At 68.3% G+C, this 24,767-nt stretch carries 21 protein-coding genes and 2 tRNA genes; 13 read left to right on the forward strand and 10 right to left on the reverse strand.

The annotated features are described in order from the left end of the window. Positions 1-180: 180 nt before the first annotated feature. From dnaA to NQV15_RS00025, 5 genes are all read left to right on the forward strand, one after another. Complete coding sequence (gene dnaA, locus NQV15_RS00005; RefSeq protein WP_232402492.1) at positions 181-1,653, forward strand: chromosomal replication initiator protein DnaA; 1,473 nt, start codon at positions 181-183, stop codon at positions 1,651-1,653. 445 nt (positions 1,654-2,098) lie between these two features. After that, positions 2,099-3,241, forward strand: coding sequence for a DNA polymerase III subunit beta (dnaN, locus tag NQV15_RS00010; RefSeq protein ID WP_232402500.1), 1,143 nt, complete (start codon positions 2,099-2,101; stop codon positions 3,239-3,241). Positions 3,242-3,267: 26 nt separating this feature from the next. Beyond that, complete coding sequence (gene gnd / locus NQV15_RS00015; RefSeq protein WP_232402509.1) at positions 3,268-4,191, forward strand: phosphogluconate dehydrogenase (NAD(+)-dependent, decarboxylating); 924 nt, start codon at positions 3,268-3,270, stop codon at positions 4,189-4,191. Next, a complete protein-coding gene (gene recF, locus NQV15_RS00020) occupies positions 4,191-5,315 on the forward strand; it encodes a DNA replication/repair protein RecF (protein WP_232402511.1) in 1,125 nt (374 codons plus the stop codon). Before gnd ends, recF begins: the two co-directional genes overlap by 1 nt. Further along, on the forward strand, positions 5,308-5,790 hold the full coding sequence (locus NQV15_RS00025) for a DUF721 domain-containing protein (RefSeq protein WP_232402520.1): 483 nt from the start codon (positions 5,308-5,310) through the stop codon (positions 5,788-5,790). Before recF ends, NQV15_RS00025 begins: the two co-directional genes overlap by 8 nt. Before the next feature lie 83 nt (positions 5,791-5,873). Here the strand turns inward: NQV15_RS00025 and NQV15_RS00030 are convergent, their stop codons facing one another. Beyond that, positions 5,874-6,668 carry a phosphatase PAP2 family protein gene (locus tag NQV15_RS00030; RefSeq protein ID WP_232402532.1) on the reverse strand — a complete coding sequence of 265 codons (795 nt, stop codon included), beginning with the start codon at positions 6,666-6,668 and terminating at the stop codon, positions 5,874-5,876. A 207-nt stretch (positions 6,669-6,875) separates the two neighbouring features. Between NQV15_RS00030 and gyrB the strand changes: the two genes are divergently transcribed. From gyrB to NQV15_RS00055, 5 genes are all read left to right on the forward strand, one after another. Further along, on the forward strand, positions 6,876-8,882 hold the full coding sequence (gene gyrB, locus NQV15_RS00035) for a DNA topoisomerase (ATP-hydrolyzing) subunit B (RefSeq protein ID WP_232402534.1): 2,007 nt from the start codon (positions 6,876-6,878) through the stop codon (positions 8,880-8,882). 15 nt (positions 8,883-8,897) lie between these two features. Beyond that, the gene (gene gyrA / locus NQV15_RS00040; RefSeq protein WP_232402536.1) at positions 8,898-11,456 is read left to right on the forward strand and encodes a DNA gyrase subunit A; all 2,559 of its coding nucleotides are present in this window, start codon (positions 8,898-8,900) and stop codon (positions 11,454-11,456) included. Positions 11,457-11,482: 26 nt separating this feature from the next. Beyond that, positions 11,483-12,247 carry a DUF3566 domain-containing protein gene (locus NQV15_RS00045; protein WP_232402538.1) on the forward strand — a complete coding sequence of 255 codons (765 nt, stop codon included), beginning with the start codon at positions 11,483-11,485 and terminating at the stop codon, positions 12,245-12,247. A 55-nt stretch (positions 12,248-12,302) separates the two neighbouring features. Beyond that, positions 12,303-12,377 (forward strand) — tRNA-Ile (locus tag NQV15_RS00050). Positions 12,378-12,524: 147 nt separating this feature from the next. Beyond that, a tRNA-Ala gene (locus NQV15_RS00055) sits at positions 12,525-12,600 on the forward strand. 246 nt (positions 12,601-12,846) lie between these two features. Here NQV15_RS00055 and NQV15_RS00060 read toward each other — a convergent pair. Further along, positions 12,847-13,911 carry a threonine aldolase family protein gene (locus NQV15_RS00060; RefSeq protein WP_232402541.1) on the reverse strand — a complete coding sequence of 355 codons (1,065 nt, stop codon included), beginning with the start codon at positions 13,909-13,911 and terminating at the stop codon, positions 12,847-12,849. Between the two features lie 271 nt (positions 13,912-14,182). On the opposite strand from NQV15_RS00060, the gene NQV15_RS00065 reads away from it, so the two are divergent. Beyond that, positions 14,183-15,271 (forward strand): S-(hydroxymethyl)mycothiol dehydrogenase, encoded by a 1,089-nt coding sequence (locus NQV15_RS00065; protein WP_232402543.1) that lies wholly within the window; start codon positions 14,183-14,185, stop codon positions 15,269-15,271. Then, on the forward strand, positions 15,268-15,897 hold the full coding sequence (locus NQV15_RS00070) for an MBL fold metallo-hydrolase (RefSeq protein ID WP_232402544.1): 630 nt from the start codon (positions 15,268-15,270) through the stop codon (positions 15,895-15,897). The genes NQV15_RS00065 and NQV15_RS00070 overlap by 4 nt, the downstream gene beginning before the upstream one ends. Positions 15,898-15,906: 9 nt before the next feature. On the opposite strand, the gene NQV15_RS00075 is transcribed toward NQV15_RS00070, so the two are convergent. The 4 genes from NQV15_RS00075 to NQV15_RS00090 all read right to left on the reverse strand — a co-directional run bounded on the left by NQV15_RS00075 (position 15,907) and on the right by NQV15_RS00090 (position 17,516). Next, positions 15,907-16,107, reverse strand: coding sequence for a DUF3618 domain-containing protein (locus tag NQV15_RS00075; RefSeq protein ID WP_232402546.1), 201 nt, complete (start codon positions 16,105-16,107; stop codon positions 15,907-15,909). Then, entirely contained in the window at positions 16,104-16,517 is a 414-nt protein-coding gene (locus tag NQV15_RS00080; RefSeq protein ID WP_232402549.1) for a phage holin family protein, read from the reverse strand. Before NQV15_RS00080 ends, NQV15_RS00075 begins: the two co-directional genes overlap by 4 nt. Continuing rightward, on the reverse strand, positions 16,514-16,777 hold the full coding sequence (locus NQV15_RS00085; RefSeq protein WP_232402551.1) for a hypothetical protein: 264 nt from the start codon (positions 16,775-16,777) through the stop codon (positions 16,514-16,516). The genes NQV15_RS00080 and NQV15_RS00085 overlap by 4 nt, the downstream gene beginning before the upstream one ends. 79 nt (positions 16,778-16,856) lie before the next feature. Next, entirely contained in the window at positions 16,857-17,516 is a 660-nt protein-coding gene (locus NQV15_RS00090) for an FMN-dependent NADH-azoreductase (protein ID WP_232402561.1), read from the reverse strand. Positions 17,517-17,639: 123 nt separating this feature from the next. Between NQV15_RS00090 and NQV15_RS00095 the strand changes: the two genes are divergently transcribed. Then, positions 17,640-18,125: a MarR family winged helix-turn-helix transcriptional regulator gene (locus NQV15_RS00095; protein ID WP_232402563.1), complete on the forward strand. Its 486-nt coding sequence runs from the start codon at positions 17,640-17,642 to the stop codon at positions 18,123-18,125. 13 nt (positions 18,126-18,138) lie between these two features. Here NQV15_RS00095 and NQV15_RS00100 read toward each other — a convergent pair whose 3' ends face one another. The 4 genes from NQV15_RS00100 to NQV15_RS00115 all read right to left on the reverse strand — a co-directional run bounded on the left by NQV15_RS00100 (position 18,139) and on the right by NQV15_RS00115 (position 24,521). Beyond that, complete coding sequence (locus NQV15_RS00100; protein WP_232402564.1) at positions 18,139-18,996, reverse strand: oxygenase MpaB family protein; 858 nt, start codon at positions 18,994-18,996, stop codon at positions 18,139-18,141. A 37-nt stretch (positions 18,997-19,033) separates the two neighbouring features. Next, a complete protein-coding gene (locus NQV15_RS00105) occupies positions 19,034-21,709 on the reverse strand; it encodes an ABC transporter ATP-binding protein/permease (protein ID WP_232402567.1) in 2,676 nt (891 codons plus the stop codon). Continuing rightward, positions 21,709-22,794 carry an ABC transporter permease gene (locus NQV15_RS00110; RefSeq protein WP_232402569.1) on the reverse strand — a complete coding sequence of 362 codons (1,086 nt, stop codon included), beginning with the start codon at positions 22,792-22,794 and terminating at the stop codon, positions 21,709-21,711. The genes NQV15_RS00105 and NQV15_RS00110 overlap by 1 nt, the downstream gene beginning before the upstream one ends. Positions 22,795-22,904: 110 nt before the next feature. Next, positions 22,905-24,521 carry an ABC transporter substrate-binding protein gene (locus NQV15_RS00115; RefSeq protein ID WP_232402571.1) on the reverse strand — a complete coding sequence of 539 codons (1,617 nt, stop codon included), beginning with the start codon at positions 24,519-24,521 and terminating at the stop codon, positions 22,905-22,907. Positions 24,522-24,767 lie beyond the last annotated feature (246 nt).

A 24,767-nucleotide genomic window follows, 5' to 3' on the forward strand; every position in this document is an offset into this window, starting at 1 on the left:
GCGAATCCGTCCAGTCAACACGCCGCCGGCCCCGGCATGGCTGGGGAATCCTGCTTGTCTTGCCGTTGCCTGCGCTGCTAGCGTCACCGCGTATTGAGTTTTTCCACAAGCATGGACGAAACCCTCGAGTTCCGATTCACATCTTGTGGACAACCATGTGGACATGTCGGGAGGCATTGGATGAACGACGGCCAGCAAGCCAACTCCGACGAACACCTTTCGGAGGTCTGGCAACGCGCGGTCGAGACGTTGTCACCCGGGGCCAAGGTGTGGGTGTACTCCGCCAAGCCCCTGTCGCTGCACAACGGCATCATGATCGTGGCGGTGCAGGACGACCTGACCCGCGCGCAGCTGGAGTCGCGCGTGCGCCCGGCCCTGGAGCACGCCATCAGCACCACGCTCCAGCAGGAGACCCGGCTCGTCGTGACGATCGAGCCCTCGCTGATCGAGACGCTCCACAGGGAACAAGACGATTTGTCGATAAATCGACCTATGGCTGCATCGGTGGCCGCCCCGGAGCCGGACCTCGACGACGAGGATGACGACACGGGGGACGAGTTCGTCCCCAGCTGGGCCGAGCGGGCCACCGCCCCGCCGCGCATCGGAACCGTCGCCGAGGCGCGGCTCAACCCGCGCTACCTGTTCGAGAACTTCGTGATCGGCTCGTCCAACCGCTTCGCCCACGCCGCGGCGGTCGCCGTGGCCGAGGCGCCCGGCAAGGCGTACAACCCCCTGGTCATCCACGGTGAGTCCGGTCTGGGCAAGACGCACCTGCTGCACGCCATCGGCCACTACGTGCTGAACCTGTATCCCTCCTCACGCGTGCGCTACGTCAGCAGCGAGGAGTTCACCAACGACGTGATCAACGCGATCCGCGAGAACCGCACCGCCGCGCTGAAGCGCAAGTACCGCGAGATCGACGTGCTGCTGGTCGACGACATCCAGTTCCTGGAGGGCAAGGAGTCGACGCAGACCGAGTTCTTCCACACGTTCAACGCGCTGCACAACGAGAACAAGCAGATCGTGATGACGTCCGATCGCCCGCCCAAGAACCTCACGACCCTGGAGGACCGGCTGCGCAACCGGTTCGAGTGGGGCCTGACGACCGATGTCCAGCCGCCCGACCTGGAGACGCGCATCGCCATCTTGCGCAAGAAGGCCGCCAACGAGAAGCTCACTGCCCCCGCCGATGTCCTCGAGTTCATCGCCAGCAAGGTGCAGACCAACATCCGTGAGCTCGAGGGTGCCCTCATCCGCGCGACGGCGTTCGCCAACCTCAACGGCACGACGGTCGACCTCCAGCTCGCCCAGATCGTCCTGAAGGACCTGATCGCCGAGGGGGAGGAGCCCGACATCACCGCCGGCATGATCATGGCGCAGACCGCGGCGTACTCGGAGTTCTCGATCGACGACCTGTGCAGCACCAACCGCAGCCGCAACCTGGTCCTCGCCCGCCAGATCGCCATGTACCTGTGCCGCGAGCTCACCGACATGTCGCTGCCCAAGATCGGCCAGGAGTTCGGCAACCGCGATCACACCACCGTGATGCACGCCGACCGCAAGATCCGCAAGCTCATGGCCGAGAAGCACGCGGTCTACAACCAGGTGACCGAGCTGACCGCCCGCATCAAGCAGCAGGCCCGTCAGTCATGACCCGCGGATGGCCCGTCTCGGCCATTCACACCTGGGGACGAGTCTGTGGGAAACCCCACCCGCTCCGTGGACATCACCAGTCACAGTGTGAACACGATGTGAACGAAACACAGACATCCACAAGAACCTGTAGTTTCATCGTCTCCAGCCGCACATCTTGTCCACCGGCCGGAATGCTGCGATTGCACGGGCGAACCGGGTTCTCCACCGAATCCACAGACGCTACTACGACTACTACAGTTCTATTCATCGACAATTCCCGCCGAAGTCACATCGCGCCCTGTGTGTGGACAACGGTCCTGCGCACCCCAATGCGCAGCCACCCGGTCCGGCGCATCACCGGCTCCTCCGCTCCGTCTCCAGCACTTCCCCTGAGTACCTCCGCAGCGCCTCGCCGTGGCAGGATTCATCTCGACGGACCCCGTCATCCGAAAGGCCCCATCACGTGAAGTTCCGTATCGAGCGCGACACCCTCGCTGACGCCGTCGCGTGGACGGCGCGAAGCCTGCCCAATCGCCCCAGCGTCCCGGTCCTGGCCGGACTGCTGGTCGAGACGGCCGCTGACGGGCTCACCCTGTCCGGGTTCGACTACGAGACCTCGACCCGTGCGACGCTCCCGGCCGAGGTCCACGCCGACGGACGGGCACTGGTGTCGGGACGACTGCTCGCCGAGATCGTGAAGTCCTTGCCGGCCAAGCCGGTCGACGTGTCCCTGGAGGGCACCAAGGTCCAGGTCGTGTGCGGCAGTGCGCGCTTCAGCCTCCAGACGATGCCGGTCGAGGAGTACCCGCAGCTTCCCGAGATGCCCACCGCATCGGGAACCGTCAAGGCCGAGGACTTCTCGACCGCCGTCGCACAGGCCAGCGCCGCCGCGGGTCGCGACGAGATGCTGCCGCTGCTGACCGGCGTCCGCCTCGAGCTCGAGGGCTCGACGATCTCGCTGATGGCGACCGACCGCTTCCGCGCGAGCCTGCGCGACCTGCAGTGGTATCCCGAGTCCAGCGACCTGTCGGCCAACGCCCTGGTGCCGGCCCGGGTCCTGCACGAGACCGCCCGGTCTCTGACCAGTGGCGGCGACGTCACGATCGCGGTGTCCTCCGGCGAGTCCGGCGACGGCCTGATCGGCTTCGAGGGCGTCGTCGGCAACGGCACCCGGCGCACCACGACGCGGTTGCTCGAGGGTGACTTCCCGCGGGTCCGCCAGCTCTTCCAGGCCCAGGCCGAGACCGTGGCCTACGTCGAGACCCAGGCGTTCGTGTCGTCGGTGAAGCGTGTGGCACTCGTCGCGGAGCGCAACACCCCCGTGCGGCTGACCTTCTCCGACGGGCAGTTGCTGCTCGAGGCGGGCAGCGGCGACGAGGCCCAGGCGTCGGAGTCGATCGAGGCCACCATCAACGGTGCCGACATCTCGATCGGGTTCAACCCGACCTACCTCCTCGAAGGACTCGCGGTCATGTCCGATCCGGTCGTGCACCTGTCCTTCACGCAGCACACCAAGCCTGCAGCGATCTCGGGAGTTCAGGAGATCGGGGCCGACCCAGACGTCGCGTTCCGCTACCTGATCATGCCCGTCCGCCTGCAGAACTGAACCACTTCGAGCACAGGGAGAACGACATGCACATCGGACTCGTGGGACTCGGCAAGATGGGTGGCAACATGCGCACCCGGATGCGCAACGGTGGCGTGACCGTCATCGGCTACGACCACAATCCCGATGTGAGCGATGTCGGCTCCCTGACCGAGCTGGTCGAGCAGCTCCCGTCGCCCAAGGTCGTGTGGGTCATGGTCCCGGCCGGTGACATCACCCGGTCGACGGTCAGCGAGCTCATCGAGCTGCTCGGAGAGGGCGATGTCATCGTCGACGGCGGCAACTCCCGCTGGACCGACGACGAGAAGCACGCGGCACTGGCCGCCGAGAAGGGCATCGGCTACGTCGACTGCGGCGTGAGTGGCGGCGTCTGGGGCCTGGACAATGGCTACGCCCTGATGGCCGGCGGCACCGCCGACGACATCGCGAAGGTGCAGCCGGCCTTCGACGCCCTGAAGCCCGAGGGAGAATCGGGCTTCGTCCACGCCGGTCGCGTGGGCGCGGGCCACTTCTCCAAGATGGTCCACAACGGCATCGAGTACGCCATGATGCAGGCGTACGCCGAGGGCTATGAGCTGCTCGAGAAGGTCGACATGGTCGACAACGTCACCGAGGTCTTCGACTCGTGGCGCACCGGGACCGTCGTCCGATCGTGGCTGCTGGACCTGCTGGTCAAGGCCCTCGAGGATGACCCGGGCCTGTCGAAGGTGCGCGGCTACGCCGAGGACTCCGGCGAGGGACGCTGGACCGTCGAGGCCGCGATCGACAACGCGGTGCCGATGCACACGATCGCCGCCTCGCTGTTCGCACGGTTCACCTCGCGCCAGGACGAGTCGCCGGCGATGCAGGCCGTCGCCGCGATGCGCCAGCAGTTCGGTGGTCACGCCGTGCGCGCCGCAGAGGAGAGGGGCATCGACGCGGCCGCGGCCGATCCCTCCGACCCGGTCTAGTGCACGTATCCCGGCTGGTCCTGCACGACTTCCGCTCGTACCCGCAGGTCGAGCTGGCGCTCGAGCCCGGCGCCACGGCGTTCATCGGCTCGAACGGTCAGGGCAAGACCAATCTGGTCGAGGCGATCGACTACCTGTCCCGGCTCGACTCGCACCGGGTGTCGAGCGATGCGCCGCTCGTGCGGGCGGGGGCCGACCAGGCGATCGTCCGCGCGGACGTCGTCAAGGGTGACCGCACGGCCCTGCTCGAGCTGGAGATCACGCCGGGTCGCGCGAACCGGGCGCGCATCAACCGCGGCGCCCTGCCCCGCACGCGCGACCTGGTCGGGGTGCTGCGCACCGTGATCTTCTCGCCCGAGGACCTCGCACTGGTCAAGGGCGACCCGTCCGACCGGCGCAAGTTCCTGGATTCGCTGCTGGTGCTGCGCACTCCCCGGCTGGCCGGGGTCAAGGCCGACTACGACCGCGTCCTCAAGCAGCGCAACACCCTGCTGAAGACGGCGCGCGGACGCCGCAACGTCGAGATCGCGACCCTGGACATCTGGGACGAGAACCTAGCGCGCACCGGCGCCGAGCTCGTGGCCGCCCGGCTCGCGCTGCTGGACGCGCTGGCCCCGCACCTGATCGACGCCTACCAGCGCGTCGCGGCCGCCTCGGCGCAGGACCGCCGCATCGTGACGGCGACCTACCGGACGTCGATCGGCCTGTCGCCGGAGGTCCGCGACCAGGACGCGATCGAGAAGCTGATCCTGGAGGAGCTGGCCCGCCGCCGCGGGGACGAGCTGGATCGCGGCATCAGCCTGGTGGGTCCGCACCGCGACGACGTCGTGCTGATGATCGGCGAGCTCCCCGCCAAGGGCTACGCCAGCCACGGCGAGTCGTGGTCGTACGCACTTGCGCTGAAGCTGGCCTCGTTCGAGCTGCTGCGCGAGGACGATGACGACCCGGTGCTGATACTGGACGATGTGTTCGCCGAGCTGGACCAGGGCCGGCGTGAACAGCTCGCCGAGCTGGTGGCCGATGCCGAGCAGGTGCTGGTGACGGCCGCCGTGGCCGATGATGTTCCCGAGGGCCTGAAGGGTCACCGGTTCCGCGTCGCAGGAGGTGAGGTCACCCGTGAGTGAGGACGATCCGCTCGACCTGGCACGGCAGATCGCCAACTCCTACCGCGGCAAGGGCACGCCGGGTTCGCCCGGTCCGCGCCGGCGCAGCCGACCGGTCAAGCCCGCGCGTCCCCGCAACGAGGACCCCAGCACGATCGCGGACCTGCTCGGCGAGGTCGTGCGCAACCAGGGTTGGGCCGACAAGCTCGACGACCAGCGCATCTTCACCGACTGGGCCCGCATCGTCGGTCCCGAGGTGGCCCAGCACGCCCAGATCGAGGGCTTCCAGGACGCGATCGTGCAGGTCCGCGCCAGCTCCACGGCGTGGGCCACCCAGCTCAAGCTGCTCGCACCGCGCATCGTGGCCAAGCTCAACGAGGCGCTCGGTGACGGGACCGTGACCCGCATCGAGGTGCGAGGTCCGCAGGCGCCGTCATGGAAGAGCGGCCCGCGCTCGATCCGCGGGGCCAGGGGCCCGCGCGACACCTACGGCTGACGACTCCTTCGTCGTCGTCGCCGCGGTTCGTTCCGCACCGCAGCCGGCCCGTGGTCACCCAGCGCGGGTTTCACGTGGAACCGCTACTCGGCCGGGCTGACCGCTGCTGCCGTCACGACGAAGGCCGCGGTGGCGGCGCTGACCACGCCCAGCACCAGGCCGGCCTCCCAGAATCCATCCCAGCCCAGGACCGGACGCACGCCGATCGCGATCAGGAACAACAGGGCGGCGGCGCAGCCGACCACTGCCCCGGCAAGGGTGCCGACGACCGGGACGGCCGTCCCCCGCAGGACGAGGGCGACCGCCGCGGTCCAGGCCAGGCTCACGGCCAGGGCCGCCACGACATCGGACGGACGGTGCCAGCCGGCCACGACGGTGGAGGCTCCGGTCAGCGTGGTGGCGAATCCACCGAGCAGGGCGATGACCGGTTTCAACAGCCGCGGAGCGACGAGCAAGGCTGCGCCGACGGCGCTGGCGACCACGGTGGTGTGGCCGCTGGGCAGGCTGTTCAGCGTTCCGAGGCCGAGGTCGGGACGTTCCAGCAACGTGTGCTTCAGCAGCTGGGTCGTGACGTTCGCCCCCGCGATCACGACGCCGGCGCCGATCGCCAGCCGGACGCGCCCACGCACGACGGCGACCACGGCACACCCCACGACGACCGCCACGATCGACCCGATGCCGACGTACCCCAGCATGCTCAGCACCGCCAGACGGGTGTCGCGACCGGCCGTGACGGTGTCCATCGCCGACTGGTCCCAGGACTGTCCGCGCCGGGATTGCAGGGCAACACGCACCAGGACGACCATGACCAGGACGCCGGTCAGGACGGCCGTGATCGCCGGGGCGGTCGTCTCTCGGCGGGTGCTCGTGACGCTCATTCCTCCACAGTGCCTCACGGCTCATCGTGACACCCGGTCACGTGGAACGTGTTCGGCCCGCAGGGCCGCTGCGGGCCCCGGGGGCGCTACCGGGCCTTGGTCCGGGGTCTTTTGGGTCGTCACAGGTGCCGTTGTGTGGCTCTCAAGGGCACCGCTGCAGCGCGAGACTCATCCCGACATCCAGGCCTGATGCGTCAGCCGCACAGAATGGCCCTCTATACTGGAATGGTGACCCAGACTCCAGATCCTGCTGTTTCCTATGACGCAAGCAACATCCAGGTGCTGGAAGGACTCGAGGCGGTCCGCAAGCGCCCCGGCATGTACATCGGCTCCACCGGCGAGCGCGGCCTGCACCACCTCGTCTACGAGGTCGTCGACAACTCCGTCGACGAGGCCCTCGCCGGCTACGCCAGCCACATCAAGGTCGTGCTCCAGGATGACGGCGGCGTGCGGGTCGAGGACGACGGACGCGGAATTCCCGTCGACGAGCACCCGACCGAGAAGATCCCGGCGGTGACGCTGGTCCTGACCTCCCTGCACGCGGGCGGCAAGTTCGGCGGTGGCGGCTACAAGGTGTCCGGCGGCCTGCACGGCGTCGGCGTCTCGGTGGTGAACGCTTTGTCGACAAAGCTATTTGTCGAGGTCAAGCGCGACGGTTACCGCTGGACCCAGTCCTTCACCTACGGCGTCCCCGATGGCCCGCTGGAGCGCCACGAGGCCACGGACGAGACCGGCACCACCACCACGTTCTACGCCAGCGAAGAGATCTTCGAGACCACCGTCTACAGCTACGAGACGCTGGAGAAGCGCTTCCGCGAGATGGCCTTCCTCAACAAGGGCCTCGAGCTGGTGCTGCGCGACGACCGCGCCGACGACGAGCAGACCGAGGGACCCACGGGCGAGGACCGCCCCCGTGATGCGCGCTTCCGCTTCGACAAGGGCCTGGTCGACTACGTCAACCACATCAACGTCGGCAGCAAGGCGCCGATCCACCGCGACGTCATCTCGATCGAGTCCGAGGACGAGTCCAAGGGACTGTCCCTGGAGATCGCGATGCAGTGGAACGACAGCTTCATCGAGTCGGTGCACACCTTCGCCAACACGATCAACACCCACGAGGGCGGAACCCACGAAGAGGGCTTCCGGTCGGCGCTGACCGCCACGGTCAACAAGTTCGCCGCCGCCCAGGGCCTGATCAAGAAGGCCAGCGACAACCTCTCGGGCGAGGACATCCGTGAGGGCCTGACCGCGATCATCTCGATCAAGCTCGAGGAACCGCAGTTCGAGGGCCAGACCAAGACCAAGCTCGGCAACAGCGAGGCCCGCTCGTACGTCCAGTCGGTCCTCAACGACGAGCTGGGTGCGTGGTTCGAGCAGAACCCCGCCGAGGGCAAGACGATCGTGCGCAAGTCGATCGACGCCGCGACGGCCCGCATGGCCGCCCGCAAGGCGCGTGACCTGGCCCGCAACCGCAAGGGCCTGATGGGCGGCGGCGGGCTTCCCGGCAAGCTCGCGGACTGCCAGTCACGCAATCCCGAGGAGTGCGAGATCTTCATCGTGGAGGGCAACTCCGCCGGTGGTTCGGCCAAGGGCGGCCGCGATCCGTACGCCCAGGCGATCCTCCCCCTGCGCGGCAAGATCCTCAACGTCGAGAAGGCCCGCATCGACAAGATCCTGCAGAACGCGGAGGTCCAGGCGATCATCTCGGCGCTGGGCACCGGTGTCCACGAGGACTTCGACATCGCCAAGCTGCGCTATCACAAGATCGTCCTGATGGCCGATGCCGACGTCGACGGCCAGCACATCTCGACGCTGCTGCTGACCCTGCTGTTCCGGTTCATGAAGCCGCTGATCGATGCGGGTCACGTCTACCTCGCGCAGCCGCCGCTGTACAAGATCAAGTGGACCAACGCCCCGCACGAGCTGGCCTACTCCGACAGCGAGCGCGACGGACTGCTGGCGGCGGGCAAGGAGGCCGGCCGCCGGCTGCCCAAGGAGGCGCCGGTGCAGCGGTACAAGGGCCTGGGCGAGATGAACGACTCCGAGCTCTGGGACACCACGATGGATCCGGCGCAGCGCATCCTGCGCCAGGTGACGCTCGAGGATGGGCAGGTCGCGGACGAGATGTTCACGATCCTGATGGGTGAGGACGTCGAGCAACGGCGCTCGTTCATCCAGCGCAATGCCAAAGACGTTCGCTTCCTCGACATCTAAGGGACACACACCACCATGACTGAGACCACTCCCCCCGCCGGCCACGACCGGATCGAGCACGTCGAGCTGCAGGTCGAGATGCAGCGCTCGTACATCGACTACGCGATGAGCGTGATCGTGTCGCGAGCCCTCCCCGACGTGCGCGACGGGCTCAAGCCGGTCCACCGCCGGGTGCTGTACGCGATGTACGACGGCGGGTACCGGCCCGACCGCGGCTTCTCCAAGTGCAGCCGCATCGTCGGTGACGTCATGGGTCAGTACCACCCGCACGGCGACACGGCGATCTACGACACCCTGGTCCGCCTCGCGCAGCCGTGGGTCATGCGGGCGCCGATGATCTCCGGCCAGGGCAACTTCGGCTCGCCGGGCAACGACGGCGCCGCCGCGATGCGGTACACCGAGTGCAAGCTCGCCCCCATCGCGATGGAGATGGTGCGCGACATCGAGAAGAACACCGTCGACTTCCGCCCCAACTACGACGGTCGCTCGCAGGAGCCCACGGTCCTGCCGGCGCGCTTCCCCAACCTGCTGGTGAACGGCTCGGCCGGCATCGCGGTCGGCATGGCCACCAACATCCCGCCGCACAACCTGCGTGAGGTCGCCGAGGGCGCCCAGTGGGCGCTGGCCAACCCCGATGCCTCCCAGGAAGAGCTGCTCGAGGCGCTGATGGAGCGCATCAAGGGCCCTGACTTCCCGACCAACGGCCTGATCGTCGGCACCCAGGGCATCGACGCGATGTACCGCACCGGACGCGGCTCGGTCACGATGCGCGGCATCGTCGACATCGAGGAGGACGCGCGCGGCGGCCTCAGCCTGGTCATCAAGGAGCTGCCGTACCAGGTCAACCCTGACAACCTGGCCGAGAAGATCGCCGACCTGGCGATCAGCGGCCGGGTGCAGGGCATCGCCGACGTCAACGACGAGTCGTCGTCACGCGTCGGCCGCCGCCTGGTGGTCAAGCTCAAGCGCGACGCGGTCGCCCGGGTCGTGCTCAACAACCTGTACAAGCACACCGAGCTGCAGTCGAACTTCAGCGCCAACATGCTCGCGATCGTCGACGACATCCCGCGCACCCTGACCCTCGACGGGTTCATCAGCAACTGGATCACCCACCAGATCGAGGTCATCCAGCGACGCACCCAGTACCTGCTGGACGAGGCCGAGGCCAAGGCGCACATCTACCGCGGACTCGCCAAGGCGCTGGACGCACTCGACGACGTGATTGCCCTGATCCGCCGCAGCCCCACGGTCGCCGAGGCGCGTACCGGGCTGATCACGCTGCTGGACATCGACGAGCTGCAGGCCGACGCGATCCTGGAGATGCAGCTGCGCCGCCTGGCGGCCCTCGAACGCCAGAAGATCATGGACGAGCTGACCAAGCTCGAGCTCGAGATCGCCGACTACCAGGACATCCTGGCCCGACCCGAGCGTCAGCGGCAGATCGTCTCGGACGAGCTCGCCGAGATCGCCGAGAAGTACGGCGACGACCGGCGCTCGCCGATCGTGCCCGCCGACGGCGATCTGTCGATGGAGGACCTCATCCCCGATGAGGAGGTCGTCGTCACGATCACCAAGGGCGGTTACGCCAAGCGCACCAAGACCGAGCTGTACCGGGTGCAGAACCGTGGCGGCAAGGGCGTCCGTGGCGCGGCACTGCGCGGCGACGACATGGTCGAGCACATGTTCTCGACCACGAGCCACCACTGGATCCTGTTCTTCACGACGGCCGGCCGGGTCTACCGCGCCAAGGCCTACCAGCTGCCCGAGGCGGGGCGCGACGCCAAGGGCGGTCACGTGGCCGGCCTGCTGTCGTTCCAGCCGGACGAGGACATCGCGCAGGTCCTGGCGATCCGCGACTACGAGCAGGCGCCCCACCTGGTGCTCGCCACGAAGAAGGGCCTGGTCAAGAAGACCCGTCTGGCCGACTACAACAGCCCTCGCCAGTCCGGTGTCATCGCGATCAACTTCCGCGATGACGACGACGAGCTGATCGGCGCCGAGCTGGTGACGCCCGAGGACGACCTGCTGCTGATCTCCCGCAAGGCGCAGGCCATCCGGTTCCGCGCCGACGACGAGCAGCTGCGCCCGATGGGACGCGCGACGTCCGGCGTCACGGGCATGAAGTTCCGCGATGACGACTCGCTGCTGTCGCTGTCGGTCATCCGCCGCTCGGCCGACGCGCTCGAGCAGGTCGAGGTGCCCGAGTCGCAGGAGCTGTTCGTCTTCACGGTGACCGATGGCGGATACGCCAAGAAGACTCCCATCGATCAGTACCGTTTGCAGGGCCGTGGTGGACTTGGCATCAAAGCCATGCAGATCACGGAGAATCGGGGTGAGCTTGTGGGCGGTCTGGTCCTGGTGGACACCGACGACGTCATCTCGGTGACGGCCAGCGGACAGGTGACCCGCAGCCTCGTCTCCGGCGTGAACCCGACCGGGCGTGGCACCATGGGTGTGAGCTTCGTGAAGTTCAAGGGGGATGATCGCGTGGTCACGATCGCACGGAATGAAGAGCTCCCCCAGGACGAAGCAGCAACCGAGCCGACGTCGACACCTGAGGACCAGGATCAGTGACCCAAGAATCTGAAGACTCGGGCTCCGTGCCCGGATCCAGCGCAGGTGACGCGGCGCCCACCCAGGCGATCCCCCGTATCGCCAAGCCGGTGACGAACAAGAAGCCGCCGGTCAAGAAGGCTCCTGCCAGCACGCCCCCGTCACCGGCCAAGAACCAGTCGCCGGCCAGGAACGGGGTGCCGGCGGCGGGTCAGACCGACAAGGGCCGTCCGCGTGCCACCTCCGCCCCGGCGGCGAGTGGTTCGGACACCCAGCGTCAGGTCCGCCCGACCAGCGGGCCGACGGGACGTCCCCTGACGACGGCGGACTACGCGCACACCACGAAGGGATCGCCGGCGACGACCTCGGTGATCCCCGCGGTGAAGGACGTCCCCCGCGACCCACGACCGGCCACCGCGCCCCCACAGGCGTCCGCGGCCGGCTCGGGCCGGCGTGCGAGCCTGCGACTGACCCACATCGAGCCGTGGTCGGTCACCCGCCTGGCGTTCGCCATCTCGGTGGCGATGATGATCGTGGCCGTCGTGGCGGTGACGATCTTCTGGATCGTCCTGGAGGTCGCCGGCGTCTGGGACCAGATCAATGACAGCTTCACGACGGTGCTCAGCGACGACAGCGCGAGCTTCAACGTGACGGACTACTTCGGGCTCGGCCGTGTCGTCGGACTGACCTTGGTGCTGTCGGCGGTCAACGTCGTGCTGATGACGGCGCTGGCCACGATCGGGGCTCATCTGTACAACTTGGCGGCCCAGCTCATGGGCGGCGTCGAGCTCACCTTCGCCGAGGACAAGTAGTCAGACCCCCCGGTGTGGGTCCGTACAGCGGTGCGATAGAGTTCATCGCTGTTGCGGGCGTATAGCTCAGCTTGGTTAGAGCGCTTCCCTGATAAGGAAGAGGTCCGAGGTTCAAGTCCTCGTACGCCCACTGAAATTGGAGGTCGAATGAAGAAGATCATCGCCCTCGGTCTCGCTGCCGCAGGTGTCTACTGGGCCCTCGGCAAGAGGTCGAACAGCAAGCCGGTCGACACGTGGTCGGCAGCGACCGACCGGGTCTGACCACCAGCACCAGCACGGGGCCATGGCGCAATTGGTAGCGCACCTGCTTTGCAAGCAGGGGGTTCGGGGTTCGAGTCCCCGTGGCTCCACCAAAGACAAAACCCCCGCCGCCCCCGATCTTGGGGCGGCGGGGGTTTTGTCTTTGGTGATCAAGAGTGGTGACTCGAGTCGGGCCCCATCACCACGCCTGCGTCCACCGCGGCGAAGCCGCCCCGCCGCAGGCGTCCCGCAAGGGATCCCCGTGGCTCCCCCCAGCGTGGGCGGTCGGGTGGGTCGAGCAAGGCCCGAGATTTACCCACACCTGTGCACACCCCTGTGGAAGATCACACGTATGTAATTCACCCCCCGAGAACCCCCCGGACAACCCCCACGAACTCGTCCACATCGGCCTCGGTGGTGTCGAAGGCGGTCATCCAGCGCACCTCGCCGGTGGCGCTGTTCCAGTCGTAGAACGCGAAGCGCTCGCGGATGGCGTCGGCGGCCTCGGGCGCCAGGACGGCGAAGACCGCATTGGCCTCGGTGGGCTGGCTGAATCGCAGGCCGGTGATCTCCCCACGGGAGACCAGCTCCTCCAGCGAGGTCCGTAGCCGCACCGCCATCGCATTGGCGTGGGTCGCCGAGCGGAGGTAGAGGTCGTCCTCGTAGAGCGCGAGCAGCTGGGCGCTGACGAATCGCATCTTGGAGGCCAGCTGCATCGTGAGCTTGCGCAGATACGTCAGCCCTTCGGCGACGGACGGATCGAGCACCACGACGGCCTCGGCGTTCAGCGCGCCGTTCTTGGTGCCGCCCAGGCTCAGGATGTCCACACCGGCTGCCGTCGTGAGCTCGCGCAGCGGCAGTCCCAGGCCGGCGGCGGCGTTGGCGATCCGCGCGCCGTCCATGTGCAGCGTCATCCCGTGGGCGTGCACGTGGTCGGCGATCGCCCGGATCTCACGGGCGGTGTACCTCGTGCCCAGCTCGGTGGTCTGCGTGATGCTCACCGCCAGCGGCTGCGCGCGGTGCTCGTTGCCCCATCCCCAGGCCTGCCGGTCGATGAGCTCGGGGGTGAGCTTGCCGTCGGGCGTGTCGACGGTGAGCAGCTTGAGCCCGCCGATCCGCTCGGGCGCCCCGTTCTCGTCGGTGTGGACGTGGGCGGTGCTGGTCGTCACGACGGCACCCCAGCGCGGCAGCATGCCCGTCAGAGCCACGACGTTGGCCCCTGTGCCGTTGAAGACGGGAAAGACCTCCGCCTGCTCCCCGAAGTGCCCGCGCAGGACCTGAACGAGCCGCTGGGTGTACGCATCGTGCCCGTACGACGCCTGGTGACCGCCGTTGGCAGCGGCCATCGCGGCGAGCACCTCCGGGTGTGCGCCGGCGTAGTTGTCGCTGGCAAATGACCGGTGTCGGGCGTCGTGGAGACTCATCGACAGATCATGTCATCCCCAGCGGGGGACGAACTTTCTCCACACCTGTGTACACCGTTGTGGACAAATGACACGCATGTGTTTCAGCAGGTCACAGCACAAATCCGCGATTTCTGCAGGCTGTTGACGGACTTGGGGACAACAGGGGTTTGTCCACAGCATTGTCCACCGGTGTGGATGAATGCCACCGGTGGAATTCGGTCGCCTCTCCCGCCCGCGGCCGCGTTCGGTACCGTCGACGTTGGGGCCCGCCCGCCACGAAGGAGATCGCATGCCACAGACAGTCCGAGGAGTCATCGCCCGATCGAAGGGTGCACCCGTCACGGTCGAGGAGATCGTGATCCCCGACCCCGGTCCGGGCGAGGCCGTCGTCGACATCAGCGCGTGCGGGGTCTGCCACACCGATCTGCACTACCGCGAGGGTGGCATCAGCGACGAGTTCCCGTTCCTGCTCGGACATGAGGCGGCCGGCGTCGTCGAGTCCGTCGGTGAGGGCGTCACCGAGGTGGCTCCCGGCGACTTCGTGGTGCTCAACTGGCGGGCCGTGTGCGGCAGCTGCCGGGCCTGCCTGCGTGGCCGCCCCTGGTACTGCTTCAACACCCACAACGCCAAGCAGAAGATGACGCTGACCGATGGCACCGAGCTGTCCCCGGCTCTTGGCATCGGCGCCTTCGCCGACAAGACCCTGGTGGCCGCGGGCCAGTGCACCAAGGTCGACCCGACGGCCTCGCCTGCCGCCGTGGGCCTGCTGGGCTGTGGCGTCATGGCCGGTCTCGGCGCGGCGATCAACACCGGCAACGTGCAGCGCGGCGACTCCGTCGCCGTCATCGGCTGCGGAGGAGTCGGCGCGGCGGCTGTGGCCGGTGCCCGTCTGGCGGGTGCCGCCAAGATCATCGCGATCGACCTCGACGACCGCAAGCTCGAGTGGGCCACGGGCCTGGGCGCGACGCACACGATCAACGCCGGGGCCGGAGACGTGGTCGAGGCGATCCAGGCCCTCACGGACGGACACGGCGCCGATGTGGTGATCGACGCGGTCGGACGTCCCGAGACCTGGAAGCAGGCCTTCTACGGCCGCGACCTGGCCGGCACCGTGGTGCTGGTCGGCGTGCCGACACCCGAGATGCAGCTGGAGCTGCCGCTGCTCGACGTGTTCGGCCGGGGCGGCTCGCTCAAGTCGTCCTGGTACGGCGACTGCCTGCCGTCCCGCGACTTCCCGATGCTGGTCGACCTGTACCAGCAGGGACGGCTCGACCTGGATGCCTTCGTCACCGAGACGATCGGGATCGACGACGTCGAGGCGGCCTTCGACAAGATGCACGCCGGTGACGTGCTGCGCTCGGTGGTGACCCTGCGATGACCGGCGCGCGCATCGAGAAGGTCGTGACCTCGGGCCAGTTCTGCCTCGACGGCGGCAGCTGGGACGTGGACAACAATGTCTGGCTGGTCGGCGACGACGCCGAGGTCCTGGTGATCGACGCACCGCATGACGCCGCGCCGATCCTCGACGCGATCGACGGACGAACCGTCGTCGCGATCGTGCTGACCCATGGCCACAACGACCACATCAATGCGGCCGTGGAGCTCGGCCGGGCCACCGGTGCGCCGGTGTGGTTCCCGCCCGAGGACCGGATGCTGTGGGACGCGGAGCACGACACGCCCCCGGACCAGGAGCTGCACAGCGGCGCGACGTTCGAGGTCGGCGGCACGACACTGCGCGCGATCCCGACGCCGGGCCACTCCCCGGGCAGCACCTGTCTGTACGCGCCCGATCTCGGCGCGGTCTTCTCCGGCGACACCCTGTTCAAGGGTGGGCCCGGCGCGACCGGACGCTCCTACTCGGACTTTCCGACCATCATCGAGTCCATCAAGGAGCGGCTGCTGACGCTGCCGCCCGAGACGGTCGTCCACACCGGGCACGGCGACGACACCACGATCGGTGAGGAGAAGCCGCACCTGCAGGAGTGGATCACCCGCGGGTCGTGAGCCGCGGCGTCAGTGCCGGGGCCACAGCAGGGCGGCGATCACCAGACCTGCGGCGAGGACGCCGCCCGCTGCGAACGGACGCTTGTCCGCCGCGGCGACGGTCTCCTTGGCGCGGCCCTTGACGTCCATCTTGGCCGCCAGGGCGTCCACGGTCTCGCCGAGGTGCTCGCGGGTCTGCTCGATCTCACGCTCGAGGTCGGAAGATGTCATGCGTGGTCCCCTTCGCTGCCGTGACGTGCAGTGTTGATGTCGGCCTTCAGGCTGGCGACCCGCTCCTGCGGTGCCTCACCCACGTTGCTGACGCGTCCCTTCCCGACGAGGGCGGCGATTCCCGCAGCGATGAACAGGACCACGGTCACGATGGCCGCCGCGATCCACGGCTCGAGACCCTCGGAGATCGCCAGGATGATCGTGGCGATCAGGGCCCCCAGGCCGTACAGGGCCAGGATCCCAGCGGCGCCGAACAGCCCTGCGCCGACACCGACGCGTTTGCCGGTGTCGGCCAGGTCCTGCTTCGCCAGCTGCATCTCGTCGCGGATCAGCGTCGAGATGTCCTGCATGGCGGTGGTGATCAGCTGCCCGGTCGAGGCCTCGGACGTCGGCGGGCTCTGCTCGGTCACGCCGTTCCCTGCCCGGTGGTGAACGTCGAGCTCTGACTGCTGTCGTCGGAGGAGGACGAGACCTTGTCGCTCACGGTGTTCTTGACGTCACCGGCGGCGTGCTTGGCCTGCGTCTGCACATCGTCGACGACGTCCTGCACCTTGGGGTTGTGCCACATCTGGGTCGCCTGCGACTTGATCTGCTCGTACCGCTCTCGTCCCGCCCGCGTCCCCAGGACGTACCCGGCGCCGGCTGCGATGAGCAAGGAAAGTTTCTTCACCGTGAACCACTCCTCTTTGGTTGCTGAGCACAAGTCGTACCCCGTCCACGGCAGATGACACAGCAGGTGCCCGGGACGCTCAGGCGGCGTTGCGCAGCTTCAGGGTCACCGAGCGTCCGCTGGTGCGGGCCACCTCGTGGGACTCTGCGAGCTGGGCCCGGGCGAGGTCGCGAAGCTCGGCCATCTGCGGGGTGACCTCGGCCAGGGTCAGCTCGGTCTCGATGACGTCCAGGTCCAGGCCCCACACGTCCTCCAGGATGCGGCGCAGCCAGCCGGTCGCGTGGTCCCAGCCGGCCCGGGGTGTGCCCTCGCCGTAGCCACCCCCGCGGGCGATGACCAGGAAGGCCGGCTTGTCCTTGACGGTCTGCGCGCCGCCGGCGAAGCGCGGATCGGTGATCAGCAGGTCGAACCAGGTCTTGAGGTGCTGCGAGACGCCGAAGTTGTACAGCGGAGCACCGATGATCAGGACGTCCGCCGCACCGACCTCGTCGGCCAGCTGGGTCGCCAAGGCGGCGGCGGCCTGCTGCTCGGGTGTGCGCTCGTCCTCCGGCGTGTGGCCGGCGAAGGCGGCGGTGGCCCAGGCGTCGGTGGGCACGGGATCGGCCGCCAGGTCGCGACGGGTCACCCGGGTGTCGTTGCCCTCGGCCTCGATGATCGCGTTCTCGAGCGTGTCGGCGACGGCACGGCTGACCGAGCCCTCGGTACGGATGCTGGAGTCCAGTCGAAAGATGGTTGTCATGGCGTTCTCCTGAGGTAGTGGCCGACTCCGCAGTCGGAGTGGTCTTGTTTGTAGATCGTATTCTAGGCAGATAATATTCCATCATGATGATCGGCCTGGTGCATCGAGGGATAGGCTGGGGCCATGACCGAGACCACCCAGGCACCAGCACCCCCAGCCGTCGGGGACCTGGGACAGGCGCTGGGAGCCCTGCTGCGCCGCTACCACGAGGGCGCGACCGAGGCGGTCAGCGAGCTTCCCGGCGGCCCCCGCGGATTCGACGTGCTGCGGACCTCGTCGCTGGGATCGTGCAGCAACCAGGCGACGATGGCCCAGCTGCTGGGCATCGACCGCACCGTCATGACCTATCTCGTGGACGACCTGGAGCAGGCCGGGCTGGTGATGCGGCGTCCCGATCCGGCGGACCGCCGGGCTCGCCAGGTACTCCTGACCGACAAGGGCCGCGACGTGCTCGCCGCGGCGACCGAGGACATCCGCGCCGTCGAGGCGTCCGTGCTCGCCGGACTGTCAGATGACGATGCGCAGCTGTTGCGCCGCCTCGTGATCAGCGCATCAGCCGGTGCGCCGCCACTGGACCACTCGCAGTGCGAGGCCGCAGCCCAGTGCTGAGCCGTTCGTCCGGCTAGGGCGTGGCTCCCGGGCGCATGGCCCACCGGATCGCGCCGGTCACGGCGACACCGCTGGCCCGTACGGCCGTCGCCTCGGTCAGCGGCAGCCACGGCAGGCGCAGCGGGATGCGCGTCCACCGGGGCATCATCGCGACGGCCGCGGCCGACAGCAGGCCGTAGGGGCCGCGCAGCAGCAGCGGCACCGGCGGGTGCAGCAGGATGAACCGCGCCGTCCGGCGTGCGGCCGGGGTCCCTTGCAGCTCCGGACGGTACGAGGCCAGTGCCTCGTCGAGCTCGTGCACGGACTCGGGCACGTCCTCGGCGCCGAGGGCGCGGGCCACGTGGGCGGTCTCGGCGACATAGGCGTCACGGCCGGCGGGGTCCAGGGGCCTGGCGCCGTAGCGGTCGTGCGCGCGCAGGAAGCTGTCCACCTCGGCGACGTGCACCCAGCGCAGCAGGTGCGGGTCCGAGGCGGCGTACGGGCGCCCGTCGGGCGCGGTGCCGGTGATGCGCTGGTGCACGGCGCGGACGATCGCGACCGCCCGGTCGGCGTCCTCGATCGTGCCGAACGTGGTCTCGGCCAGGAAGGTGCTGGTGCGCTGCAGTCGTCCCCAGGGATCGCCGCGGTAGCCCGAGTGCTGGTCGACCGCGGCCATCGCGAGCGGGTGCAGCGACTGCAGCAGGAGGGCACGCATGCCGCCGACGAACATCGACGCATCGGAGTGCACGCGCTGGATCGCCGAGTCGGGGCCGAAGCGGCGCGGCCCCTGCGATCCGTGGATGCGGTCACGACGGTCAGGGCCCTCGTCGCCGGCCACCCGCGCGAAGATGGCCGCGCCGACGCGGGTGCGGGCAGACTCGACAGGTTTCACCCTGTCGAGTCTGCCCCACCTCGCCGAATGCGCTGGTTCAGCTGATGTCGGTCAGCATCCGTCCGCGACCGGCCCGGCGGCGCGCCTGCTCCTCCGGATCGGGCACCGGGACGGCGGCGATGAGCCGGCGCGTGTACTCCTCGGTCGGATTCGCGAGCACCTGGGCGCGGGGCCCGATCTCGACGAGCCGGCCGTGCTGCATCACGGCGACCCGGTTGGCCAGCGTGTCGACGACGGCCAGGTCGTGGCTGATGAACAGGCAGGCGAACTGCAGGCGCTGCTGCAGCTCGGTGAACAGCTCCAGCACCCGGGCCTGCACCGAGACGTCGAGCGCTGACGTCGGCTCGTCGGCGATCAGCAGATCGGGGTCCAGCGACAGTGCGCGCGCCAGACTGACCCGCTGACGCTGGCCTCCCGAGAGCTCGTGCGGGAACCGCTCGGCATAGGAGCCGCCCAGCTCGACGCTGTCGAGCAGCGAGGCGACCTTGGCGTCGATCTGCGCCTGCGTCATGTCGGTCTGCACGTGCAACGGCTCGGCGATGCACTGGCCGATCGACATCCGCGGGTTCAGCGAGGACGCCGGGTCCTGGAACACGAAGCCGAACCGCGAGCGGAGCGGCCGCAGCTGGCGGTCGCTGAGCCCGGACACCTGGTTGCCGGACACGTGGATCGTGCCGCTGGTCGGCTGCTGCAGACCCACCGTCGCGCGTCCGATCGTGGACTTGCCCGAGCCGGACTCACCCACCAGCCCGAGCACCTCGCCCTTGCGGACCTCCAGCGAGACGTGGTCGACGGCCCGGAACGCGGGCTGCCCCAGACCGCCGGGGAACTCCACGACCAGGTCGTCGACCTTCAGCACCAGCTCGTTGTCGTCGACCAGCCCGGGGCCGTTCTCGCGGCCCAGGTGCGGGACGGCGTCCAGCAGGGCCCGCGTGTACGGGTGCCGCGGTGCGGCGAACAGCTGACCGGCAGGCGCCTGCTCGACGATGTTGCCGCGGTACATCACCACGACCCGGTCGGCCATGTCCGCCACGACGCCCATGTTGTGGGTGATCAGGACGATCGCGGTGCCCAGACGATCCCGCAGTGACAGGAGCAGCTCCAGGATCGCCGCCTGGACGGTGACGTCCAGCGCGGTCGTCGGCTCGTCGGCGATGATGACATCGGGGTCGCAGGCGATCGCCATCGCGATCACCACACGTTGCTTCTGCCCGCCCGACAGCTGGTGCGGGTAGTAGTCGACGCGCCGCTCGGGATCGGGCATGCCGACCAGGTCCAGCAGCTCGACGGCCCGGGCCCGGGCGTCCTTCTTGGAGATCTTCTGGTGGGCCTGCAGGCCCTCGATGATCTGCCAGCCGACCGTGTAGACCGGGTTGAGCGCGGTCGACGGCTCCTGGAACACCATCGACACCTGGTCGCCGCGGATGGGCTGCAGCTCAGAGCTGGTCATGCCCAGCAGCTCGCGGTCGCCCAGCCGGGCCGAGCCGGTGACCTCGGCGGACGCCGGCAGGAGTCCCAGCACCGCCCGCGAGCTGACCGACTTGCCCGATCCGGACTCGCCCACGACGGCGACGACCTCGCCGGGTGCCACGTCGAAGCTGATGCCGTTGACGGCGTGGACCCCGCCGGCGTCCGTACGGAACGTGACGGCCAGATCGGTCAGTGACAAGGCTGCGACCCGCACCTCCCCGTTGCTGGAGCCGGGAGTCACGAGGCCGGTCGACGTCGTCGTGACGTCATCGCCCTCGAGCTCCTCGTACTCGTGCGCCAGCTCGGCCTCGTCGGCCGCAGTGGTGTCGGCGCCGCGCGTGCGCAGCAGCGGGTTGAGGATGTCGTTGAGGCTCTCGCCCACGAGGGTCACGCCGAGCACGATCAGCACGATCGCGGTGCCCGGGAAGACGCTGGTCCACCAGATGCCGTTGGAGGCGTCCGGGAGGGCCTTGTTCAGGTCGAATCCCCACTCGGCGGCCGCCGACGGCTCGATGCCGAAACCGAGGAAGCCCAGGCCGGCCAGCGTCAGGATCGCCTCGGACGCGTTGAGCGTGCCGATGACCGGCAGGGTCTGGGCGACGTTGGAGAAGATGTGCTTGCCCAGGATGCGGGGCGTGCGCACGCCCACGACCTTGGCGGCGTCGACGTACGGCTCGGACTTGACCGACAGCGTCGCGCTGCGGATGACCCGGAAGTACTGCGGCACGAAGACCACGGTGATGGAGATCGCCGCGGCCAGGATGCCGCCGAAGGCACCGCTGGACCCGCCCGTCAGGACGATCGAGACGACGATCGCCAGCAGCAGCGACGGAAAGGCGTACAGGGCGTCCATGACCAGCACCAGGATGCGGTCGAGCCAGCCGCCGAGATATCCCGAGATCAGGCCCAGCGGCACGCCCACCAGGGCCGACAGGACGACCGCGAGGACGATGACCTCCAGCGCCGTGCGGGTGCCGTAGATGACGCGGGACAGGACGTCGGTGCCGCCGACGGTGGTGCCGAACCAGTGATCGGCCGACGGGCCGACCTGGGTGCCGAACAGGACGCCGCCGGAGCGGTCGTCGTTGAATCCGTAGGGGGCGATCCACGGCGCGAAGACCGCGACGAACACGAAGACCGCGACGATGCCGAAGCCGAGCAGCAGCATGAAGCGCTGCAGGCCGTGCGACTGGCGGACGACGGCGGGCACGAACCGGCCGGCGTTGAGGCGGGGGGTGGTCATCAGAACCTCACTCGGGGGTCGACGAGAGCGATGATGGCGTCGATCACGACGCTGGCGACGCAGACCACGACCGCGATGGCGGTCACGATGCCCTGCACGGCCAGGAAGTCGCGGGCCTTCAGGTACTGCGTGAGCATGTAGCCGATGCCCTTCCACTCGAAGGTCGTCTCGGTCAGCACGGCTCCGGCCAGCAGCAGGGCGATCTGCATGCCCATCACGGTCACGACCGGGACCAGCGCATTGCGCATCGCGTGCTTGCGGACCACCCGGCGCTCGGAGACGCCACGTGCCCGCGCCGCGGTCACGTAGTCCATCCGCAGCGTCTGCAGCAGGTTGATGCGCACCAGGCGCAGGAAGACGCCGCCGGTCAGCAGGCCGAGCGCGAAGGCCGGCAGCACGGCGTACTGCAGGACCTCGAGGATGATCTTGGGATCGCCCCACAGCAGGGCGTCCACGATCATGATGTTGGTGTGCGGGTGGACGTTGTCCAAGATGAGATCGGTCTGCGTCGACGCGCGACCCGATGACGGCCAGCCGAAGGGCGTGAAGGCCAGCTTCAGCAGCAGGCCCACGAAGAACACCGGGGCGGCGTAGATGAAGATCGCGAACAGGCGCAGCAGGACATCGGGCAGCCGGTCGCGGTAGCGGGCCGCGAGACGTCCCAGCGGGATGCCGACGGCGAAGGCGACGATCAGCGCCCAGAACGACAGCTCGAGCGTCGCGGCACCGTACTCGACGATGATCCCCGAGATGGAGCGGTGATCGGTCAGGGTCGTGCCGAAGTCACCGCGCAGCAGGCCCGAGATGTACTCCCAGTACTGCGTCAGCAGCGGACGGTCGAGACCGGCCTCGGCCTTGCGCTCGGCGATCTGCTCGGCGTTGAGCCGGCCGCCCTGGGCGGCGGTCACCGGATCGCCGATGACCCGCATCAGCAGGAAGACCATCGTGACCAGGACCCACAACATGGGGATCACCAGCCCGATGCGCACCAGCATGTAGCGGGCGAAGGGGCTCAGCCCGCCGCGCCGTCGTGGTGACTCGGCGGAGGGGGGGTCGATCGGGGCCAGGACCTCGGCGCTCGCCATGGGTACTCCTTTGTCGTCTCGGACAACTTGCTCGTCCACGAGACCGGGGGGCAGGCCCGGAAATGGACCTGCCCCCCGGAGTGGGTGGTGGTGCAGCTCAGCTCGTGATGTCAGCTCTTGGACAGCGAGGTGAACCGGAACTTGAACGCCGGGTCGAGGGTCTCTTCGAGGCCCTCCACGTCGGTGCCGCCCACGGCGACCTGTGCGCCGGTCAGCAGCGGCAGGATCGGGATCTGGTCGGCGACCAGGTCCTGGATCTTCTTGAGCGTCGCGATGCGCGAGTCCTTGTCAGGATCCGTGGCCTCCGACTTCAGCAGCGCGGTCATCTCGGGCACCGGGTTGTCGTCTCCTGCGAAGTTGTAGTGCGACTGCAGGAAGTTGTTCGGCGCGAAGAACGGCGTCACGTAGTTGTCGGCGTCCGGGAAGTCCGGGAACCAGCCGAGCTGGAACATCGGGTACGCGTCCTTGACCCGCTCCTCGGAGTACGTCACGTACTCGGTCGACTGCAGGTCGACGGTGAACAGGCCGGAGTCCTCGAGCTGGCGCTTGACCATGTTGTACTCCTCGGTCGAGCTGGAGCCGTAGTGGTCGGTGTTGTACTGCAGCTTGATGTCGACCGGGGTCTTGACGCCGGCATCGTCGAGGAGCTTCTTGGCCGCGGCCTTGTCGGGCTTGTCGCCGTACTTGTCCTTGAACGACTCGACCGCACCGGTCTGTCCCTGGGGAACCGCCGAGTAGGCCGGCGTGTAGGTGCCCTTGTAGACCTGGGTCGACAGCTCCTCGCGGTCCAGCGAGGACGCCATGGCCTGGCGGATGGCCAGCTTCTGGGCGTCGTTGTCGCCGGGCATCGTCTTCATGTTGAACACGATGTAGCGCAGCTCGCCGCCGGCGCCCTTGTGGACCTTGACCTTGTCGCTCTTGCCCAGGCTGGCGATGTCGGTCGGGGTGAGCGAACGCCATGCGACGTCGATCTTGCCGTTCTGGACGTCGAGCTTGAGGTTGTTGGCGTCGGAGTACGTCGTGAGCGTGATCTCCTTGGTCTTGGCCTTGTTGTACGCGCCGTCGTAGTCGGCATTGGCCTTGAACTGGGCGATCTGGCCCTTGGTGTACTTGCCGATCGTGTACGGACCGGAGAAGCCCTGGGCCTTGACGGCCGCGGCGTCGTCCATGACCTTGTCAGCCGGGTAGGTCTCCTCGTCGACGATCGGACCGGCCGACGTCACCAGGATCTGGCCGAAGGTCTGGTCGTTCTCGGCGTTGAGGGTGAACGTCACGGTGGAGTCGTCCGTGGCCTCGACCGACTTCATGTTGCCCAGCAGCGAGGCCGGACCGTTGGGGTCGTTGATGTCCACGATGCGCTTGAAGCTGAACGCGACGTCCGAGGCGGTCAAGTCGTTGCCGTTGGCGAACTTCAGGCCCGGCTTGATCGTGCACACATAGGTCGTGGGCGTGTCGAAGTCGCACTTGGAGGCGGCGTCCGGCGTCAGCTCGGTGCTGCCGGCCGGGAAGTTCAGGAGGTACTGGTAGACCTGCGTCTGAACGGTCATCGAGCCGTTGTCGTACGCGCCGGCAGGATCGATCGAGACGACCTTGTCCGTGGTGCCGACGACGAGCCCGGCGCCGCTGTCGGCCGTGTCGCTGTCCTTGCTCTGGCCGCAGGCGGCCAGGGTGACGCCCGCCAGGGCTGACACCGCGATGAGCGCGATGCCTCGACGGAAGATTCTCATTGCTCTCCTTGGAAGGTCCAAAGCCGCCGTCACGGCGGCGCACGCGTCCACATGATGGGACGAGCCCTCCGCACGCTACACGCGCCGACGGGGCGGCAGGCGTTCAGGAATATTTCAGTTTGGTGACGGGACGGATGTCACACTCGCCGGGCGATGGGACCAAAACAGGACCAAAGGACCGCACAGCGCCCGCAAAAGTCCCAAAAGCGCAGACCTCGCCCCGGTGAGTCCGTACGCTGATAGGCA

The sequence above is a fragment of the Aeromicrobium wangtongii genome, from assembly GCF_024584515.1.
In the GTDB taxonomy this organism is placed as follows: Bacteria; Actinomycetota; Actinomycetes; order Propionibacteriales; family Nocardioidaceae; genus Aeromicrobium; species Aeromicrobium wangtongii.